Source organism: Pectobacterium aroidearum, assembly GCF_041228105.1.
GTDB lineage: Bacteria > Pseudomonadota > Gammaproteobacteria > Enterobacterales > Enterobacteriaceae > Pectobacterium > Pectobacterium aroidearum.
The window spans coordinates 4,932,259-4,951,339 of record NZ_CP166097.1 but is presented as its reverse complement, the minus strand read 5'-3'; the positions used below and the strand labels follow the sequence as shown (position 1 = coordinate 4,951,339).

Below are 19,081 nucleotides of genomic sequence, written 5' to 3'. Positions count from 1 at the left end.
CACCTTTTCTTATGTAATAAATTTTTGATAATGGGCAGGTTAACACTTTGCTGATAGAAAGAAGAAGAGAAAATCGGTTCTGTACCCGATGCTTCTATGTTGATGCATCGGGTACATGCTAGCTGGCGATTGCTTTACCTAATCCATTCACGGCAAAGAGGCGCTTATAATAGATAGCGGTTGGATGGTAATAGCCATCGGGCGTGCATGCGTAATCAGGCAATTCTCCCAGATGTCGATAGCCTAATGCGCGGTAGAACGCTTCTGCTGGGGAGCCTGCTTGAGTATCTAAGTAGAGTAATCCCCTCTGCTGGAAAAGCGCGTGCTTTTCCAGTAAATGAATGAGCTGTCGGCCTACCCCGGTTCTCCTTGCTCGGCTATGAACTAATAGCTTTTGAATTTCAGCTCTGTTTCTTCCGTTTGGTTTTTGACATAACTCCAACTGTACGCTTCCGACGATACCTTCCTCGTCGCGTGCGACCCAAAGTATGCGTTCACCGCTGGCGACAGATATCTGTAAGCTATGAAAATATTCAATAGCTTCTTTGTGGTGTAGGGGCGATTGATATCCAACAGAGGCACCTTTCTCTACGGCATCTATCAATAGATTGGCCAGTTCTTCACGATAGACAGGTAAGGTTGCCGCATTGAGTTGAACTGTTTTCATCGTATTTTTCCTGTTCGTCAGACATTTCCTTCTAATAAGCAAAATGCATTCCAAGTCTATTTTCTTAGAAAAGTGAGCAAAATAGCATCTGTCAGTGCGGAGTCTGCTCCCCCAGAGGGCAAAAACTTCATTATTGGTGCAAGAGACATATGAGGGAAAGTTGATGGCGAATCCCCCGTTTTATTAGATGGAACTGGTGGTTCTTTGCGCTAATTCTGACTGCCACTCTAGATTTATGGCTGAATTTGGATAAAATCTAAGCGATAGCGCATTTTACGCAATTTTTTTGTTGCATCGAGCGTTCTGTCTACCTAGAATGCGCAGCACTTGAAGCCGGCTTAGCTCAGTAGGTAGAGCAACTGACTTGTAATCAGTAGGTCACCAGTTCGATTCCGGTAGCCGGCACCATCAAGTACAAAAAATCAGGTGGGGTTCCCGAGCGGTCAAAGGGAGCAGACTGTAAATCTGCCGTCACAGACTTCGAAGGTTCGAATCCTTCCCCCACCACCAAATTCAATCTTGGAAACAAGATAATCGATACGGTAGTAAGAGTAAGCCGGATCGAAGAATGCGGGGCCTGTAAGTATCATTCCCCAATTTCAAAATCTACAGAAAAATTAGGTAGCCGAGTTCCAGGATGCGGGCATCGTATAATGGCTATTACCTCAGCCTTCCAAGCTGATGATGTGGGTTCGATTCCCACTGCCCGCTCCAAGATGTGCTGATATAGCTCAGTTGGTAGAGCGCACCCTTGGTAAGGGTGAGGTCGGCAGTTCGAATCTGCCTATCAGCACCACTTCCTTTTCCTCCTCCTGATTTTCTTTCTGTGAATAAATTCAGCAAGCTATCGCTTGGTTGATGTGGTGATACCACCGATTTATCCGTGTCTTAGAGGGACAATCGATGTCTAAAGAAAAATTTGAACGTACAAAACCGCACGTTAACGTCGGTACTATCGGCCACGTTGACCATGGTAAAACAACGCTGACCGCTGCAATCACTACCGTTCTGGCTAAAACCTACGGTGGTAACGCACGTGCATTCGACCAGATCGATAACGCACCAGAAGAAAAAGCACGTGGTATCACCATCAACACGTCTCACGTTGAATACGATACCCCGTCTCGCCACTACGCGCACGTTGACTGCCCAGGACACGCCGACTATGTGAAAAACATGATCACCGGTGCTGCTCAGATGGACGGCGCTATCCTGGTTGTTGCTGCGACTGACGGCCCAATGCCTCAGACGCGTGAGCACATCCTGCTGGGTCGTCAGGTTGGCGTTCCTTTCATCATCGTGTTCCTGAACAAGTGTGACATGGTTGATGACGAAGAGCTGCTGGAACTGGTTGAGATGGAAGTACGTGAGCTGCTGTCTCAGTACGACTTCCCAGGCGACGACACCCCAGTGGTTCGTGGTTCAGCTCTGAAAGCGCTGGAAGGCGAAGCTGAGTGGGAAGCTAAAATCATCGAACTGGCAGAGCACCTGGATTCTTATATCCCAGAGCCAGAGCGTGCAATTGACAAGCCGTTCCTGCTGCCAATCGAAGACGTATTCTCCATCTCCGGTCGTGGTACCGTTGTTACCGGTCGTGTAGAGCGCGGTATCGTTAAAGTTGGTGAAGAAGTTGAAATCGTTGGTATCAAAGACACCGCGAAATCTACCTGTACTGGCGTAGAAATGTTCCGCAAACTGCTGGACGAAGGCCGTGCGGGTGAGAACGTTGGTGTTCTGCTGCGTGGTATCAAGCGTGAAGAAATCGAGCGTGGTCAGGTACTGGCTAAGCCGGGTTCAATCAAGCCACACACCAAGTTCGAATCAGAAGTGTATATCCTGAGCAAGGATGAAGGCGGCCGTCATACTCCGTTCTTCAAAGGCTACCGTCCTCAGTTCTACTTCCGTACGACTGACGTAACGGGCACCATCGAACTGCCAGAAGGCGTAGAGATGGTAATGCCGGGCGACAACATCAAAATGGTTGTTACCCTGATCCACCCAATCGCGATGGATGACGGTTTGCGTTTCGCAATCCGTGAAGGCGGCCGTACAGTAGGCGCGGGCGTTGTTGCTAAAGTTATCGCTTAATCGCTGATAACGTTTGACGCGACACGCGATAAAAGGGCATCATTTGATGCCCTTTTTCTACGCTGTCATGGTAGAACCTATCTCATCAGCGATTGTGAGATATAATCATTGGTGAGATAGGCTCTGTAGATACGGCGTAAATACCGAATTATTCGTTTTACAGAACATCTTTCGGTTTGGTTGCCCCGTGGTTACGGGGCAAAGTTATTTGTCTGAATCATTGTGACAGGTTGGTTTATGAGTGCGAATACCGAAGCTCAGGATAGTGGGCGTGGCCTGGAAGTGATTAAGTGGCTGGTAGTAGGTGCCTTGCTGGTTGTTGCGATTGTTGGCAATTATTATTACCGCGAATTTAGTCTTCCCCTGCGTGCATTGGCCGTTGTTATCCTGATCGCCGCAGCCGGTGGTGTGGCACTGCTGACCACGAAAGGCAAAGCAACCGTAGCGTTTGCTCGCGAAGCGCGCACTGAAGTGCGCAAAGTAATTTGGCCGACTCGTCAGGAAACGTTACACACCACGTTAATCGTTGCCGCGGTGACTGCCGTGATGTCACTGATTTTGTGGGGACTGGATGGTATTCTGGTCCGTTTGGTATCGTTTATCACTGGCCTGAGGTTCTAAGATGTCTGAAGCTCCAAAAAAACGTTGGTACGTCGTTCAGGCGTTCTCTGGTTTTGAAGGTCGCGTAGCACAATCACTGCGTGAACATATCAAACTCCATAATATGGAAGAACTGTTTGGCGAAGTCATGGTTCCTACTGAAGAAGTAGTCGAAATTCGTGGTGGCCAGCGTCGCAAGAGCGAGCGCAAGTTTTTCCCTGGTTATGTCTTGGTACAGATGGTGATGGAAGATGCTAGCTGGCATCTTGTACGCAGCGTACCTCGCGTTATGGGGTTCATTGGCGGTACTTCTGACCGTCCTGCGCCAATCAGTGACAAAGAAGTGGATGCGATTATGAATCGTCTCCAGCAGGTTGGTGACAAACCTCGTCCTAAAACGCTGTTTGAACCGGGTGAAATGGTTCGTGTTAACGACGGTCCATTTGCTGACTTTAACGGTGTTGTTGAAGAAGTTGATTATGAGAAGAGTCGCCTGAAGGTGTCTGTCTCTATCTTTGGCCGTGCAACGCCAGTTGAGCTGGACTTTGCTCAGGTCGAAAAAGGCTAATTATCCGACAGGACCTGTTGGAAATAGCTACTTGCCTATGGCGCGAAATTAACCTATAATTTCGCGCCTTTTGTTTTTCAGGTGTCTTAATGGCGGCATGGCGGCTGAAACGTAATACAAACCACGGGGAGCCTTTCGCTAGGCGCTATTACCCAATTGAGGAAAGTTAAATGGCCAAGAAAGTACAAGCCTATGTCAAGCTGCAAGTTGCAGCTGGTATGGCTAACCCAAGCCCACCGGTAGGTCCGGCTCTGGGTCAGCAGGGTGTGAACATCATGGAATTCTGTAAGGCGTTCAATGCTAAAACTGAAAGCGTTGAAAAAGGTCTGCCGATTCCTGTTGTTATTACCGTTTATTCTGACCGTTCTTTCACCTTCGTTACCAAAACGCCTCCAGCAGCTGTTCTGCTGAAGAAAGCGGCTGGTATTAAGTCTGGTTCCGGTAAGCCGAACAAAGACAAAGTCGGTAAAGTAACGAGCGCTCAGGTTCGTGAAATCGCAGAAACTAAAGCTGCGGACATGACTGGTTCTGACGTAGACGCCATGGCGCGTTCTATCGCAGGTACCGCTCGTTCCATGGGCCTGGTAGTGGAGGATTAATAAATGGCTAAGCTGACCAAGCGCATGCGCGTGATCCGTGACAAAGTTGATGTAACTAAACAGTATGACATCAACGAAGCTGTTGCTCTGCTCAAAGAGCTGGCCACTGCTAAATTCGTAGAAAGTGTAGACGTAGCTGTTAACCTCGGCATCGATGCACGTAAATCTGACCAAAACGTTCGCGGTGCAACCGTTCTGCCTCACGGCACCGGTCGTTCTGTTCGCGTAGCTGTCTTCACCCAAGGTGCAAACGCTGAAGCTGCTAAAGCTGCTGGCGCTGAATTCGTGGGCATGGAAGATCTGGCTGAACAGATCAAGAAAGGCGAAATGGGCTTTGACGTCGTTATCGCATCTCCAGATGCAATGCGCGTTGTTGGTCAATTGGGTCAGGTTCTGGGTCCACGTGGCCTGATGCCAAACCCGAAAGTGGGTACTGTAACACCTAACGTTGCTGAAGCTGTTAACAATGCTAAAGCAGGTCAGGTTCGTTACCGTAACGACAAGAACGGTATCATCCATACCACTATCGGTAAGGTTGATTTCGACTCTAACAAATTGAAAGAAAACCTGGAAGCCCTGCTGGTTGCGCTGAAAAAAGCAAAACCATCTCAGGCGAAAGGCGTGTACATCAAGAAAGTTAGCCTGTCTACCACTATGGGCGCTGGCGTTGCTGTCGACCAGAGCGGTCTGAACGCTGCTGCTAACTAATAGCTTTTGTTCCGCTTTACTCGGGTGTGAGATTTACCTATAATTTTACGCCCGTTGTTCCTGAAGTGGGATAACGCAAGAATTTTCGGTTGGAGCCTGGCCTATCCAGGCCTCCGTCCAAGACCGCAGGTGTTTCGAAAGAAACTTAATCTTCCTGCGTAGACGGTGACAGAGCCTAAATAACGTTTTTCTTTTTTATAAAGAATAATTTTTTACTGGATTCTGCTCACCGTGTTTTAACGCTTATCTCTAATTTTGGCGATAAGTGAAGTGAGTTCCGGAGATTTTCTCCGGCTAAATCCAGGAGCAAAAGCTAATGGCATTAAATCTTCAAGACAAACAAGCGATTGTTGCTGAAGTCAGCGAAGTAGCCAAAGGTGCGCTGTCTGCGGTTGTTGCGGATTCCCGTGGCGTTACCGTTGATAAAATGACCGAACTGCGTAAAGCAGGTCGTGAAGCTGGCGTTTACATGCGTGTTGTTCGTAACACCCTGCTGCGCCGCGTCGTTGAAGGCACTCAATTTGAATGCCTGAAAGACACGTTTGTTGGTCCGACCCTGATTGCATATTCTATGGAACACCCGGGCGCTGCTGCTCGTCTGTTCAAAGAGTTCGCGAAAGCGAATGCAAAATTTGAGGTCAAAGCTGCAGCCTTTGAAGGTGAGCTGATCCCGGCGGCTCAAATTGACCGTCTGGCAACGCTGCCGACTTACGAAGAAGCACTGGCACGTCTGATGTCGACCATGAAAGAAGCCGCTGCAGGCAAACTGGTCCGCACTCTGGCTGCTGTTCGCGATGCAAAAGAAGCTGCGTAATAGCGCTTTCTTTTCTAACGCACTTGCTAACGTATAAACTATTTCTGATTCTTAGGAACAATTGTTATGTCTATCACTAAAGATCAAATTCTGGAAGCAGTAGCAGCTATGTCTGTAATGGATGTTGTTGAGCTGGTTTCTGCTATGGAAGAAAAATTCGGTGTTTCTGCTGCTGCTGCTGTAGCTGTTGCTGCTGGCCCAGCTGAAGTTGCTGAAGAAAAAACTGAGTTCGACGTTGTGCTGAAAGGCATCGGCGCTAACAAAGTTGCTGTAATCAAAGCTGTTCGTGGTGCAACTGGTCTGGGCCTGAAAGAAGCCAAAGATCTGGTTGAATCTGCACCAGCAGTTCTGAAAGAAGGCGTGAGCAAAGATGACGCTGAAGCACTGAAAAAATCACTGGAAGAAGCTGGCGCAGAAGTTGAAGTTAAATAAGCCAATCTTTCAGGTTGCAGCCTGATTTATTAGGCTGATGGCTGGTGACTTTTTAGTCACCAGCCTTTTTGCGCTGTAGGGTATCAATGGGATTTCACACTGTTTAGCCATTGATTTCTCCCAATATTTTTTTCTATTGACGACTTAATATACTGCTTTCCTGCATTGGCTCCTTGCCTAAGCAAGAGCAGCGAAATGGTTTAAGAGTAATAGAAAGACGTATTACGGAAAGTTGTCTATTTTCCGACCAACGTAAATAGTGTTGCATGAACTGTCCTTGTTAGGGCAGACAGAGTGGTTCGACTTGTCAGCTAGCTGAGGAACCCTATGGTTTACTCCTATACCGAGAAAAAACGCATTCGTAAGGATTTTGGTAAACGTCCACAGGTTTTGGACATACCTTATCTCCTTTCTATCCAACTTGACTCGTTCCAGAAGTTTATCGAGCAAGACCCGGAAGGTCAGTACGGTTTGGAAGCTGCATTCCGTTCTGTTTTCCCCATAAAAAGCTATAGCGGTAATTCAGAGCTGCAATACGTTAGCTATCGCTTGGGCGAGCCAGTATTTGACGTTAAAGAATGTCAGATCCGTGGTGTGACGTTCTCTGCGCCGCTGCGCGTTAAACTGCGCCTGGTGATCTACGAGCGCGAAGCGCCTGAAGGCACCGTTAAAGACATCAAAGAACAAGAAGTTTACATGGGCGAAATTCCGCTCATGACCGATAACGGTACCTTCGTGATCAACGGTACTGAGCGCGTAATCGTGTCTCAGTTGCACCGTAGTCCTGGTGTGTTCTTCGATAGCGACAAAGGTAAAACCCACTCTTCAGGTAAGGTGCTGTATAACGCACGTATTATTCCTTACCGTGGTTCCTGGTTGGATTTCGAGTTTGATCCGAAGGATAACCTGTTTGTTCGTATCGACCGTCGCCGCAAACTGCCTGCGACCATTATCCTGCGTGCGCTGGGTTACTCCACCGAGCAGATTCTCGATCTTTTCTTCGATAAAATTGTCTATGAAATCAATGGCAATAAATTGCAGATGGATCTGGTTCCTGAGCGCCTGCGTGGTGAAACCGCCTCGTTTGATATCGAAGCGAACGGTAAAGTTTATATCGAAAAAGGCCGCCGTATCACTGCACGCCATATCCGTCAGTTAGAGAAAGACGGTATTGAACGCATTGAAGTGCCTGTTGAATATATCGCTGGCAAAGTTCTGTCCAAAGACTATATCGACGAGAGCACCGGTGAACTGATCGGCGCAGCTAACATGGAGCTGTCGCTGGATCTGCTGGCTAAACTGAGCCAGTCTGGCCACAAACGTATTGAGACTCTGTTCACTAACGATCTTGATCATGGTGCATACATGTCTGAAACCGTGCGTGTCGATCCGTCAAACGATCGCCTGAGCGCACTGGTTGAAATCTATCGCATGATGCGTCCTGGTGAGCCGCCAACGCGTGAAGCAGCAGAAACGCTGTTCGAGAACCTGTTCTTCTCTGAAGACCGCTACGATCTGTCTGCGGTTGGTCGTATGAAGTTCAACCGTTCTCTGTTACGTGATGAGATCGAAGGTTCTGGTATCCTGAGCAAAGATGACATCATCGAAGTGATGAAGAAGCTCATTGATATCCGTAACGGTAAAGGCGAAGTGGACGATATCGACCACCTCGGCAACCGTCGTATCCGTTCCGTCGGCGAAATGGCAGAAAACCAATTCCGTGTTGGTCTGGTGCGTGTAGAACGTGCTGTAAAAGAGCGTCTGTCTCTGGGCGACCTCGATACGCTGATGCCACAGGACATGATCAACGCCAAGCCGATTTCGGCTGCCGTGAAAGAGTTCTTCGGTTCTAGCCAGCTGTCACAGTTTATGGACCAGAACAACCCGCTGTCCGAGATTACGCACAAACGTCGTATCTCTGCATTGGGCCCAGGTGGTCTGACGCGTGAACGCGCCGGCTTTGAAGTCCGTGACGTACACCCAACTCACTACGGCCGTGTTTGTCCTATCGAAACGCCGGAAGGTCCGAACATCGGTCTGATCAACTCCCTGTCCGTTTATGCGCAAACGAACGAGTATGGTTTCCTTGAAACCCCATATCGTCGTGTGCGTGACAACGTGGTGACGGATGAGATCCATTACCTGTCTGCGATTGAAGAAGGTAACTTCGTTATCGCACAGGCAAACACCAATTTGGACGAAGAAGGCCGCTTCATCGACGAACTGGTTACCTGCCGTAACAAAGGCGAGTCCAGCTTGTTCAGCCGCGATCAGGTTGAATACATGGACGTTTCCACACAGCAGGTGGTTTCCGTCGGTGCATCCCTGATTCCGTTCCTGGAACACGATGACGCCAACCGTGCTCTGATGGGTGCGAACATGCAACGTCAGGCCGTTCCGACCCTGCGCGCTGATAAGCCGCTGGTTGGTACCGGTATGGAACGTGCTGTTGCGGTTGACTCCGGTGTAACTGCCGTAGCCAAACGTGGTGGTACAGTACAGTACGTGGATGCATCCCGTATTGTAATTCGCGTTAATGACGATGAAATGTATCCGGGCGAAGCCGGGATCGACATCTATAACCTGACCAAATATACCCGTTCTAACCAGAACACCTGCATCAGCCAGATGCCGTGTGTTTCTCTGGGTGAGCCGGTAGAACGTGGTGACGTTCTGGCAGATGGCCCGTCCACCGATCTGGGTGAACTGGCGCTGGGCCAGAACATGCGCGTGGCATTCATGCCATGGAATGGTTACAACTTCGAAGACTCCATCCTCGTTTCCGAGCGTGTGGTTCAGGAAGATCGCTTTACGACTATCCATATTCAGGAACTTGCCTGTGTGTCTCGTGACACCAAGTTAGGGCCTGAAGAAATTACTGCGGACATCCCGAACGTGGGTGAAGCAGCACTTTCCAAACTGGATGAGTCCGGCATTGTTTACATCGGTGCGGAAGTGACCGGTGGTGACATTCTGGTTGGTAAGGTTACGCCGAAAGGTGAAACTCAGCTGACGCCAGAAGAAAAACTGCTGCGTGCGATCTTCGGTGAGAAAGCGTCTGACGTTAAAGACTCTTCTCTGCGTGTACCAAACGGTGTTTCCGGTACGATTATCGACGTACAGGTCTTTACCCGCGATGGCGTGGAAAAAGACAAGCGTGCGTTGGAAATCGAAGAAATGCAGCTGAAGCAGGCGAAGAAAGACCTGACTGAAGAATTGCAGATTCTGGAAGCGGGCCTGTTTGCACGTATCCACGCTGTGCTGGTTTCCGGCGGCGTAGAAGCCGACAAACTGGACAAACTGCCGCGTGAGCGCTGGTTGGAACTGGGTCTGACTGATGAAGATAAACAGAATCAGTTGGAACAGTTGGCAGAACAGTATGATGAGCTGAAGCACGAGTTTGAGAAAAAACTCGAAGCTAAGCGCCGTAAAATCACTCAGGGCGATGATCTGGCACCAGGCGTGCTGAAAATCGTTAAGGTTTATCTGGCTGTTAAACGTCAGATCCAACCGGGTGACAAAATGGCAGGTCGTCACGGGAACAAAGGTGTTATCTCCAAGATCAACCCGATCGAAGATATGCCTTACGATGAGAACGGTACGCCGGTCGATATCGTACTGAACCCGCTGGGCGTACCTTCACGTATGAACATTGGTCAGATTCTGGAAACCCACCTGGGTATGGCTGCGAAAGGTATCGGCGAGAAAATCAACGCCATGCTCAAGCAGCACGAAGAAGTGACTAAACTGCGTGAGTTCATCCAGAGAGCCTACGATCTGGGCGACGATGTGCGTCAGAAAGTCGACCTGAGCACTTTCTCAGACGAAGAAGTTATGCGTCTGGCTGAAAACCTGAAGAAAGGTATGCCAATTGCAACGCCGGTATTCGACGGTGCAAAAGAGAAAGAAATCAAGGAACTGTTGCAGATGGGCGGTATCCCTACCTCCGGTCAGATTACCCTGTACGATGGACGTACCGGTGAGAAATTTGAGCGTCAGGTTACAGTGGGCTACATGTACATGCTGAAACTGAACCACTTGGTTGACGATAAGATGCATGCTCGTTCCACCGGTTCTTACAGCCTGGTTACTCAGCAGCCGCTGGGTGGTAAGGCTCAATTCGGTGGTCAACGCTTCGGTGAGATGGAAGTGTGGGCGCTGGAAGCTTATGGTGCAGCTTATACCCTGCAAGAAATGTTGACCGTTAAGTCTGATGACGTGAACGGCCGTACCAAGATGTATAAGAACATCGTGGATGGCAATCATCAGATGGAACCAGGCATGCCGGAATCCTTCAACGTATTGTTGAAAGAAATCCGCTCGCTGGGTATCAACATCGAGCTGGAAGAAGAGTAATCCCAGCTCGTTGTATTGCTGGCATTCGTCATAGGGACACCTGAATTGTGTTTTTAACGGCATGGTTCAGGTGTCTATCAGGTCTAACTCCGACAGGAGCCAATCCGTGAAAGACTTATTAAAGTTTCTGAAAGCGCAAACTAAAACCGAAGAGTTTGATGCGATCAAAATTGCTCTGGCCTCGCCAGACATGATCCGTTCGTGGTCTTTTGGTGAAGTTAAAAAGCCAGAAACCATCAACTACCGTACGTTCAAACCTGAACGTGACGGCCTTTTCTGCGCCCGTATCTTTGGGCCGGTAAAAGATTATGAGTGCTTGTGCGGTAAGTATAAGCGCCTGAAACACCGCGGTGTTATTTGTGAGAAGTGCGGCGTTGAAGTGACCCAGACTAAAGTGCGCCGTGAGCGTATGGGCCACATTGAGCTGGCTTCTCCGACTGCGCACATCTGGTTCCTGAAGTCACTGCCTTCCCGTATCGGTTTGCTGCTGGATATGCCGCTGCGTGATATCGAGCGTGTGCTTTATTTTGAATCTTATGTCGTGGTTGAAGGCGGCATGACCAACCTTGAGCGCCGTCAGATCCTGACTGAAGAGCAGTATCTGGATGCGCTGGAAGAGTTTGGTGATGAATTCGACGCGAAAATGGGCGCCGAAGCGATCCAGGCTCTGCTGAAGAACATGGATCTGGAGCAGGAATGCGAGCAGTTGCGTGAAGAGCTGACCGAAACCAACTCCGAAACCAAACGTAAGAAGCTGACGAAGCGTATTAAACTGCTGGAAGCATTCGTACAGTCTGGTAACAAACCAGAGTGGATGATTCTGACCGTTCTGCCGGTACTGCCGCCAGATCTGCGTCCGTTGGTTCCGCTGGATGGCGGTCGTTTCGCGACTTCCGACCTGAACGATCTGTATCGTCGCGTGATCAACCGTAACAACCGTCTGAAACGTCTGCTGGATCTGGCTGCGCCAGACATCATCGTACGTAACGAAAAACGTATGCTGCAGGAAGCGGTTGATGCACTGTTGGATAACGGCCGTCGCGGTCGTGCGATCACCGGTTCTAACAAACGTCCTCTGAAATCTTTGGCCGATATGATCAAAGGTAAGCAGGGTCGTTTCCGTCAGAACCTGCTCGGTAAGCGTGTTGACTACTCCGGTCGTTCTGTAATCACCGTTGGTCCATACCTGCGTCTGCACCAGTGTGGTCTGCCGAAGAAAATGGCACTGGAGCTGTTCAAACCGTTCATCTACGGCAAGCTGGAACTGCGTGGTCTTGCTACCACCATTAAAGCCGCCAAGAAAATGGTTGAGCGTGAAGAAGCCGTCGTATGGGATATCCTGGACGAAGTCATCCGCGAACACCCGGTCCTGCTGAACCGTGCACCAACACTGCACCGTTTGGGTATCCAGGCATTTGAACCGGTACTGATTGAAGGTAAAGCAATCCAGCTGCACCCGCTGGTTTGTGCGGCATATAACGCCGACTTCGATGGTGACCAGATGGCTGTACACGTACCGTTGACGCTGGAAGCCCAGTTGGAAGCGCGTGCGTTGATGATGTCGACCAACAACATCCTGTCCCCTGCGAATGGTGAGCCAATCATCGTTCCTTCTCAGGACGTGGTATTGGGTCTGTATTACATGACGCGTGACTGTGTTAACGCCAAAGGCGAAGGCATGGTGCTCACGGGTCCGAAAGAAGCTGAACGCGTTTATCGTGCCGGCCTGGCCTCTCTGCATGCGCGCGTTAAAGTGCGTATCACGGAAGAGATCAAGAGCATCGAAGGCGATGTTACGCATCAGACGTCGATTATTGATACGACTATCGGCCGTGCCATCCTGTGGATGATCGTACCGAAAGGTCTGCCGTACTCGATCGTTAACCAGCCTTTGGGCAAGAAAGCGATCTCCAAAATGCTGAACACCTGTTACCGCATTTTGGGTCTGAAGCCGACAGTTATCTTCGCTGACCAGACTATGTACACCGGTTTTGCTTACGCGGCGCGCTCTGGTGCTTCCGTAGGTATCGATGACATGGTTATCCCGGAGAAAAAAGCCGAGATTATCGAAGAAGCCGAAACCGAAGTTGCCGAGATTCAGGAGCAGTTCCAGTCCGGTCTGGTTACTGCGGGCGAACGCTATAACAAAGTGATCGATATCTGGGCTGCTGCGAACGAACGTGTTGCGAAAGCGATGATGGAAAACCTGTCCGTTGAGGATGTGGTTAACCGTGATGGCGTGGTTGAGCAGCAGGTGTCTTTCAACAGCATCTTTATGATGGCCGACTCCGGTGCGCGTGGTTCTGCGGCACAGATTCGTCAGTTGGCGGGTATGCGTGGTCTGATGGCGAAACCAGATGGTTCCATCATCGAGACGCCAATTACCGCAAACTTCCGTGAAGGTCTGAACGTACTCCAGTACTTCATCTCGACGCACGGTGCGCGTAAAGGTCTGGCGGATACCGCACTGAAAACGGCAAACTCCGGTTATCTGACTCGTCGTCTGGTTGACGTTGCGCAGGATCTGGTTGTGACCGAAGACGATTGTGGTACCCATGAAGGTATCATGATGACGCCGGTTATCGAGGGTGGTGATGTTAAAGAGCCACTGCGTGAGCGCGTACTGGGTCGTGTAACGGCTGAAGACGTGATCAAACCGGGCACGGCGGATATTCTGGTTCCACGTAACACGCTGCTGAACGAGCAGTGGTGTGACATGTTGGAAGAGAACTCCGTTGATGCCGTTAAAGTACGTTCCGTTGTAAGCTGCGAAACCGACTTTGGCGTGTGCGCCAATTGCTACGGTCGCGATCTGGCTCGTGGTCATATCATCAACAAAGGTGAGGCCATCGGGGTTATCGCGGCACAGTCCATCGGTGAACCGGGTACACAGTTAACCATGCGTACGTTCCACATCGGTGGTGCGGCATCGCGTGCGGCAGCTGAGTCCAGCATTCAGGTGAAAAACAAAGGTAGCCTGAAACTGAGCAACGCGAAGTTCGTCGTGAACAGCAACGGTAAACTGGTTATTACTTCACGTAATACCGAACTGAAACTGATCGACGAATTCGGACGTACTAAAGAAAGCTATAAAGTGCCTTACGGTGCGGCAATGGCGAAAGGCGATGGTGCAGAAGTTAGCGGTGGCGAAACCGTAGCTAACTGGGATCCACATACCATGCCAGTTATCACCGAAGTGAGCGGTAACATTCGCTTCACCGATATGATCGACGGCCAGACGATTACTCGTCAGACCGACGAACTGACCGGTTTGTCCTCTATCGTGGTTCTGGATAGTGCAGAGCGTACCGGTAGCGGTAAAGACCTGCGTCCGGCACTGAAAATCGTTGATGACAAAGGTGAAGACGTACTGATTCCAGGTACGGATATGCCAGCTCAGTACTTCCTGCCGGGCAAAGCGATCGTGCAGTTGGAAGACGGCGTGAAAATCAGCAGCGGTGATACTCTGGCGCGTATTCCTCAGGAATCCGGCGGTACCAAGGATATTACCGGTGGTCTGCCACGCGTAGCCGACCTGTTCGAAGCCCGTCGTCCGAAAGAGCCGGCTATTCTGGCAGAGATCAGCGGTATCATTTCCTTCGGTAAAGAAACCAAAGGTAAACGCCGTCTGGTGATTTCTCCGTTGGATGGCAGCGATGCTTACGAAGAGATGATTCCGAAATGGCGTCAGCTCAACGTGTTCGAAGGTGAAGTGGTGGAACGTGGTGACGTGGTTTCCGACGGCCCAGAGTCTCCGCACGATATCCTGCGTCTGCGTGGCGTACATGCAGTAACGCGTTATATCACCAACGAAGTTCAGGAAGTTTACCGTCTGCAAGGCGTTAAGATTAACGATAAACACATCGAAGTTATCGTTCGTCAGATGTTGCGTAAAGGCACCATCGTTAACGCAGGTAGCACCGAGTTCCTGGAAGGCGAACAGGCAGAAGTGTCTCGCATCAAGATTGCCAACCGTCAGTTGGAAGCGGATGGCAAGATTACGGCAACGTTCAGCCGCGATCTGCTGGGTATTACCAAAGCATCTCTGGCGACCGAGTCCTTCATTTCTGCGGCATCGTTCCAGGAAACCACTCGCGTACTGACCGAAGCCGCTGTTGCGGGTAAACGTGATGAACTGCGTGGCCTGAAAGAGAACGTTATCGTGGGTCGTCTGATCCCAGCGGGTACGGGTTATGCATACCATCAGGATCGTATGCGCCGCCGTCAGGCGGGTGAAGCGCCAATCGTACCTCAGGTGAGTGCCGATGAAGCTTCTGCTAACCTGGCAGAACTGCTGAACGCAGGCTTTGGTAGCAGCGACGACGAATAAGTCTCTTTACGCTGTACTACCATGCGGTAAATAACGAAAACCCCGGCTATTATGGTCGGGGTTTTTTTATGGTGCCAGCCCTATAGATGCTCGTGGTCAAGCCGTCACAAGTGACGTTAAAAATTGATGGAAGGCGTCCTGCCTTCCACACTGTGGGCCAACGCGATGCGTTGTTAAAAAACGCTCCCGGCGTTTTATATCATCCTGAAATTTTTTATAGCGCACATCCCTGTGCGCTACCTAAAGGCCGTCGCAAGCGACGTTAAAAATTTCTTCCTGAAATTTTTTGTTGTACAGTAGTGTAAAGTAAATAGAACGGAACCGACATGGACACCTCAACTACGCCAACACTCTCACAGCCTGGCGGCTCAGTACCTCATCAGGATGATTCAATTTCATCTGACAAAACCCTACAAACACAGTCAGTAAGCCATTCTCAGAATAAAGCGAAACGTGCCGCCTGGGGCAGTTTTGTGGGTGCCGTGGTGGATTGGTATGATTTCTTGCTGTACGGAATTGTTGCCGCTCTTGTATTTAATACCGAATTTTTCCCGCAGGTCAGCCCGACAATGGGGACGCTGGCAGCATTTGGTACGTTTGGCGTGGGTTTTCTGTTCCGTCCGCTTGGCGGTATGGTGTTTGGGCACTTCGGCGATAAGCTGGGTCGTAAACGGATGTTGATGATCACGGTCTGGATGATGGGCATTTCCACCGCGCTGATTGGCCTGTTGCCGTCGTTTGACTCCATCGGTTGGTGGGCGCCAGTGCTGCTGGTTATGCTGCGAGCCATTCAGGGCTTTGCTGTCGGTGGCGAATGGGGCGGTGCGGCGCTGTTGGCGGTAGAGAGCGCGCCAAAGAAGAAGAAAGCCTTTTACAGCAGCGGCGTACAGGTTGGCTTTGGGGTCGGGTTATTACTGGCTACAGGGTCGGTCTCGCTGGTTAGCAATTTGACGACCAACGAAGAATTTATCACCTGGGGCTGGCGTTTGCCGTTCTTATTCAGCCTGATTCTGGTTGCGATTGCCTGGTGGGTGCGTAACGGGATGGATGAGTCTCAAGAGTTTGAGGCGAATAAGACTCTGGGAGAAAGAGCTAACAAATTGCGTTCTTTCCCTATTATGGAAGCACTGCGCCAGCATCCGAAAGCCTTTCTGCTGATTATTGCGCTACGGCTTGGAGAACTGTTGACGATGTATATCGTCACCGCGTTTGCGCTCAATTACTCCACCACTCATCTTGGGCTATCGCGGGATATTTTCCTGAATATCGGGCTGCTGGTGGGGGCGATCAGCTGCGTGTCTATTCCTTTCTTTGCCTATCTGGCGGATAGCTTTGGCCGACGTCGGATCTACGTTACTGGTGCGCTGATTGGTGCCGCGAGTGCAGTGCCGTTCTTTATGGCGCTGGAAAGCCATAACACGCTGCTGATTCTGTTCTTTGCCATCATGCTGGCGAACATTGCCCACGATATGATTGTTAGCGTACAGCAGCCGATGTTTACCGAGCTATTTGGTACCGCTTATCGCTATAGTGGAGCGGGGGTGGGTTATCAGGTTGCCAGCGTGGTCGGCGGCGGATTTACGCCTTTTATCGCTGTTCTGCTGGTGCAGTTTATGGATGGTTCATGGCACGCCGTGGCGGCTTACCTCGCCATTGGCTGTTTGCTGTCGGCGATTGTCGGGATGCAAATGAAAGCAAAATCGGCGGATGCCTTACCTCACTAACTTCTTCATCGCTGTAATCCAAAATGCCGATACAGATGCAGCGTCTGTATCGGCATATTCTACTGTGTTTTATCTATTGTTTTCTGGGGCGTTGTTATCTGAATCGATCGAGATCGCTTCGCTTCAGCCCGATATCTTTAAGCCCGTCATCGCTCATATTCCGTAGTATCTTCAGCGTTTGTGCTCTTGCCCGCCAGGCTTTCCACAAGCGGTACGGCAAAATAAGCATTAGCCAGAACGGTGACTCGCGGAACGGTTTTTGTGATCGATTCTCATGAAATTCCATATTTTCCCCCTCGCCAGTGAATGATCGCTATGATGGGGCGAAAGGCATTTTCAATACAGACGCAAAAAATTCATTTTTTTAGCATACAGATTGTGTGATATTGCATCTGAATGGTGATTTTTATTTAAATCTGTACTGGTTGCTGCTGGGAATCTTGATAGAGGACGATACTGATGACGCGTTATCAGCACCTTGCTGGGTTGTTAGAACAGCGGATCGAACAAGGGTTATACCAAAGTGGAGAACGCCTGCCTTCTGTACGGGCGCTGAGTACAGAACATGGTGTAAGCATCAGTACCGTACAGCAGGCCTACCATCTGCTGGAAACTCGGCAGTTGATTATGCCGCAGCCGCGTTCGGGATATTTTGTCACGCCGCGTAAGGCCACGCCGCCTGTACCCGCGCTAACGCGTCCTGCCCAGCGTCCGGTTGAGATCACGCAGTGGGAGTCGGTACTGGAGTTGGTGAACGTGCGTCTGGAAACGAACGTGCTGAAATTTGGTAGCGGAATGCCGGATGTAAGCCAGCCGACCATCAAACCACTGTGGAAAGAGATGGCTCGCCTCTGCCAGTATCAGGATCCTCGTATCTTACAATATGACAGCGTATATGGCGTGCCTGCGCTGCGTGAACAGATTGCCCGTCTTACCGTGGACTGCGGCTGCCAGCTGACTCAAGATGATATTGTGGTCACGACCGGATGTCAGGAAGCTCTATTTGTCGCTGTCCGCGCCGTTTGTCAGCCCGGCGACATCGTGGCCGTTGAATCACCCGCTTTTCCGGGCACGATGCAGATCCTTCGCGGGCTGGATATCAAAGCGATCGAGATCCCAACCGATTCAGTAACGGGGATCAGTCTCGAAGCATTGAGGCTGGCGCTGGATCAATGGCCGATCAAAGCCGTACTGCTGGTGCCGAGCTGCAATAACCCGCTTGGTTTCATCATGCCAGACGCCCGTAAGAAATCGCTGGTGACGCTGGCGCAGCATTTCGATATCGCCATTATTGAAGATGATGCCTACGGTGAGCTGACCTATGAATATCCGCGTCCCCGCGCGATAAAGTCGTTTGATGAAGATGGGCGTGTGCTGTTGTGCAGCTCATTTTCAAAGAACCTGGCGCCCGGTTTGCGCGTGGGTTGGATCGCTCCGGGGCGCTATCTGGAGCGGGTGATCCATACAAAATACATCAGTACAGGATCGACGGTGGTGCAGCCTCAGCTAGCGGTGGCTGAGTTTATTCGCCAAGGGCACTATCAGCCTCATCTGCGCCGCATGCGCGCCCAGTACAAAGCTAATCTGAGTACGTTTACCTGCTGGGTGCGCGAGTATTTTCCGTCCAATATTTGCGTCAGTCGTCCGCAAGGGGGATTCCTGATGTGGATTGAACTGCCCGAATATTTTGATTCGCTCAAGCTCACCCGTGAGGTCAGAAAATCAGGCATACAGATCGCCGCAGGGTCGCTCTTCTCTGCCTCAGGGAAATACCGCAATTGTATTCGACTCAACTATGCCAATCGTTTCACGGAAGAGATGAGGGAAGGGCTGCGTATCGTGGGCAGTGAGGTTGCGAAGATGATGGATACGCCTCCTGGCTAGAGCGCCTCCGAGAGTGTTAGGGAAGGGCCGATACGGGTAAGGATAAGCCCCGTATCGGCGGGTTGATGTGCAGAACCGATGAGTGGCAAACGGCTCCGGCCAGCAAGCGCCGTAATGCTCAGGCCTGCCAACGACGCTACTGTATTCTTCGTCACGGATCGTGGCGATAGGCCGAATGTCATGTTGCGCGGCGCTATCCCAAGAATGTTGTCTTCCGTGTAATTCTCACTTTGGCTTGCGAGCCGCATCCCAAATCCTGTGTATCACTTATTCCGATCGCTTAAGCTTCGAGATACGAGGGCTACCACGGT

14 protein-coding genes and 4 tRNA genes are annotated in these 19,081 nt (G+C 50.5%); 15 read left to right on the top strand and 3 right to left on the bottom strand.

Translation table 11 applies throughout. The features are described from left to right. Window positions 1–118: 118 nt before the first annotated feature. Window positions 119–667 carry a GNAT family N-acetyltransferase gene (locus AB8809_RS22360; RefSeq protein WP_320701763.1) on the bottom strand — a complete coding sequence of 183 codons (549 nt, stop codon included), beginning with the start codon at window positions 665–667 and terminating at the stop codon, window positions 119–121. A gap of 332 nt (window positions 668–999) precedes the next feature. On the opposite strand from AB8809_RS22360, the gene AB8809_RS22355 reads away from it, so the two are divergent. The 14 genes from AB8809_RS22355 to shiA all read left to right on the top strand — a co-directional run bounded on the left by AB8809_RS22355 (window position 1,000) and on the right by shiA (window position 16,886). Continuing rightward, a tRNA-Thr gene (locus AB8809_RS22355) sits at window positions 1,000–1,075 on the top strand. A gap of 17 nt (window positions 1,076–1,092) precedes the next feature. Beyond that, window positions 1,093–1,177 (top strand) — tRNA-Tyr (locus tag AB8809_RS22350). 129 nt (window positions 1,178–1,306) lie between these two features. Further along, a tRNA-Gly gene (locus tag AB8809_RS22345) sits at window positions 1,307–1,381 on the top strand. A gap of 6 nt (window positions 1,382–1,387) precedes the next feature. Then, window positions 1,388–1,463 (top strand) — tRNA-Thr (locus AB8809_RS22340). A gap of 107 nt (window positions 1,464–1,570) precedes the next feature. Beyond that, window positions 1,571–2,755, top strand: a complete 1,185-nt coding sequence (gene tuf, locus AB8809_RS22335) for an elongation factor Tu (RefSeq protein WP_012772931.1) — start codon at window positions 1,571–1,573, stop codon at window positions 2,753–2,755. A gap of 237 nt (window positions 2,756–2,992) precedes the next feature. Next, on the top strand, window positions 2,993–3,376 hold the full coding sequence (secE, locus tag AB8809_RS22330) for a preprotein translocase subunit SecE (protein ID WP_010285488.1): 384 nt from the start codon (window positions 2,993–2,995) through the stop codon (window positions 3,374–3,376). 1 nt (window position 3,377) lies between these two features. Continuing rightward, a complete protein-coding gene (nusG, locus tag AB8809_RS22325; RefSeq protein ID WP_005970339.1) occupies window positions 3,378–3,923 on the top strand; it encodes a transcription termination/antitermination protein NusG in 546 nt (181 codons plus the stop codon). A gap of 170 nt (window positions 3,924–4,093) precedes the next feature. Then, window positions 4,094–4,522 carry a 50S ribosomal protein L11 gene (rplK, locus tag AB8809_RS22320; RefSeq protein ID WP_012772932.1) on the top strand — a complete coding sequence of 143 codons (429 nt, stop codon included), beginning with the start codon at window positions 4,094–4,096 and terminating at the stop codon, window positions 4,520–4,522. A 3-nt stretch (window positions 4,523–4,525) separates the two neighbouring features. After that, the gene (rplA, locus tag AB8809_RS22315; protein WP_012772933.1) at window positions 4,526–5,230 is read left to right on the top strand and encodes a 50S ribosomal protein L1; all 705 of its coding nucleotides are present in this window, start codon (window positions 4,526–4,528) and stop codon (window positions 5,228–5,230) included. 316 nt (window positions 5,231–5,546) lie between these two features. Next, window positions 5,547–6,044 carry a 50S ribosomal protein L10 gene (gene rplJ, locus AB8809_RS22310; RefSeq protein WP_012772934.1) on the top strand — a complete coding sequence of 166 codons (498 nt, stop codon included), beginning with the start codon at window positions 5,547–5,549 and terminating at the stop codon, window positions 6,042–6,044. A 66-nt stretch (window positions 6,045–6,110) separates the two neighbouring features. Continuing rightward, on the top strand, window positions 6,111–6,476 hold the full coding sequence (gene rplL, locus AB8809_RS22305) for a 50S ribosomal protein L7/L12 (RefSeq protein WP_012772935.1): 366 nt from the start codon (window positions 6,111–6,113) through the stop codon (window positions 6,474–6,476). Window positions 6,477–6,803: 327 nt separating this feature from the next. Beyond that, a complete protein-coding gene (gene rpoB, locus AB8809_RS22300) occupies window positions 6,804–10,832 on the top strand; it encodes a DNA-directed RNA polymerase subunit beta (protein ID WP_012772936.1) in 4,029 nt (1,342 codons plus the stop codon). Between the two features lie 106 nt (window positions 10,833–10,938). Further along, a complete protein-coding gene (gene rpoC, locus AB8809_RS22295) occupies window positions 10,939–15,162 on the top strand; it encodes a DNA-directed RNA polymerase subunit beta' (RefSeq protein ID WP_012772937.1) in 4,224 nt (1,407 codons plus the stop codon). A gap of 326 nt (window positions 15,163–15,488) precedes the next feature. Then, complete coding sequence (gene shiA / locus AB8809_RS22290; RefSeq protein WP_220274105.1) at window positions 15,489–16,886, top strand: shikimate transporter; 1,398 nt, start codon at window positions 15,489–15,491, stop codon at window positions 16,884–16,886. 94 nt (window positions 16,887–16,980) lie between these two features. Here shiA and AB8809_RS22285 read toward each other — a convergent pair whose 3' ends face one another. Beyond that, a complete protein-coding gene (locus AB8809_RS22285) occupies window positions 16,981–17,172 on the bottom strand; it encodes a DUF1127 domain-containing protein (protein ID WP_010285501.1) in 192 nt (63 codons plus the stop codon). A 173-nt stretch (window positions 17,173–17,345) separates the two neighbouring features. Here AB8809_RS22285 and AB8809_RS22280 point away from each other — a divergent pair, with 173 nt between their 5' ends. Beyond that, entirely contained in the window at window positions 17,346–18,770 is a 1,425-nt protein-coding gene (locus tag AB8809_RS22280; RefSeq protein WP_349854434.1) for a PLP-dependent aminotransferase family protein, read from the top strand. Here the strand turns inward: AB8809_RS22280 and AB8809_RS22275 are convergent. Beyond that, window positions 18,767–19,018, bottom strand: coding sequence for a hypothetical protein (locus tag AB8809_RS22275; protein ID WP_349854433.1), 252 nt, complete (start codon window positions 19,016–19,018; stop codon window positions 18,767–18,769). The genes AB8809_RS22280 and AB8809_RS22275 overlap by 4 nt on opposite strands. Window positions 19,019–19,081 lie beyond the last annotated feature (63 nt).

What these genes read in the sequence shown, in the direction of transcription:
- tuf (WP_012772931.1), top strand. Translation starts at nt 1,571, where the DNA reads ATGTCTAAAGAAAAATTTGAACGTACAAAACCGCACGTTAACGTCGGT.
- rplL (WP_012772935.1), top strand. Translation starts at nt 6,111, where the DNA reads ATGTCTATCACTAAAGATCAAATTCTGGAAGCAGTAGCAGCTATGTCT.
- AB8809_RS22275 (WP_349854433.1), bottom strand. Translation starts at nt 19,018, where the DNA reads ATGCGGCTCGCAAGCCAAAGTGAGAATTACACGGAAGACAACATTCTT.
- AB8809_RS22280 (WP_349854434.1), top strand. Translation starts at nt 17,346, where the DNA reads ATGACGCGTTATCAGCACCTTGCTGGGTTGTTAGAACAGCGGATCGAA.
- rpoB (WP_012772936.1), top strand. Translation starts at nt 6,804, where the DNA reads ATGGTTTACTCCTATACCGAGAAAAAACGCATTCGTAAGGATTTTGGT.
- rplK (WP_012772932.1), top strand. Translation starts at nt 4,094, where the DNA reads ATGGCCAAGAAAGTACAAGCCTATGTCAAGCTGCAAGTTGCAGCTGGT.
- shiA (WP_220274105.1), top strand. Translation starts at nt 15,489, where the DNA reads ATGGACACCTCAACTACGCCAACACTCTCACAGCCTGGCGGCTCAGTA.
- secE (WP_010285488.1), top strand. Translation starts at nt 2,993, where the DNA reads ATGAGTGCGAATACCGAAGCTCAGGATAGTGGGCGTGGCCTGGAAGTG.
- nusG (WP_005970339.1), top strand. Translation starts at nt 3,378, where the DNA reads ATGTCTGAAGCTCCAAAAAAACGTTGGTACGTCGTTCAGGCGTTCTCT.
- rplJ (WP_012772934.1), top strand. Translation starts at nt 5,547, where the DNA reads ATGGCATTAAATCTTCAAGACAAACAAGCGATTGTTGCTGAAGTCAGC.
- rplA (WP_012772933.1), top strand. Translation starts at nt 4,526, where the DNA reads ATGGCTAAGCTGACCAAGCGCATGCGCGTGATCCGTGACAAAGTTGAT.
- AB8809_RS22285 (WP_010285501.1), bottom strand. Translation starts at nt 17,172, where the DNA reads ATGGAATTTCATGAGAATCGATCACAAAAACCGTTCCGCGAGTCACCG.
- AB8809_RS22360 (WP_320701763.1), bottom strand. Translation starts at nt 667, where the DNA reads ATGAAAACAGTTCAACTCAATGCGGCAACCTTACCTGTCTATCGTGAA.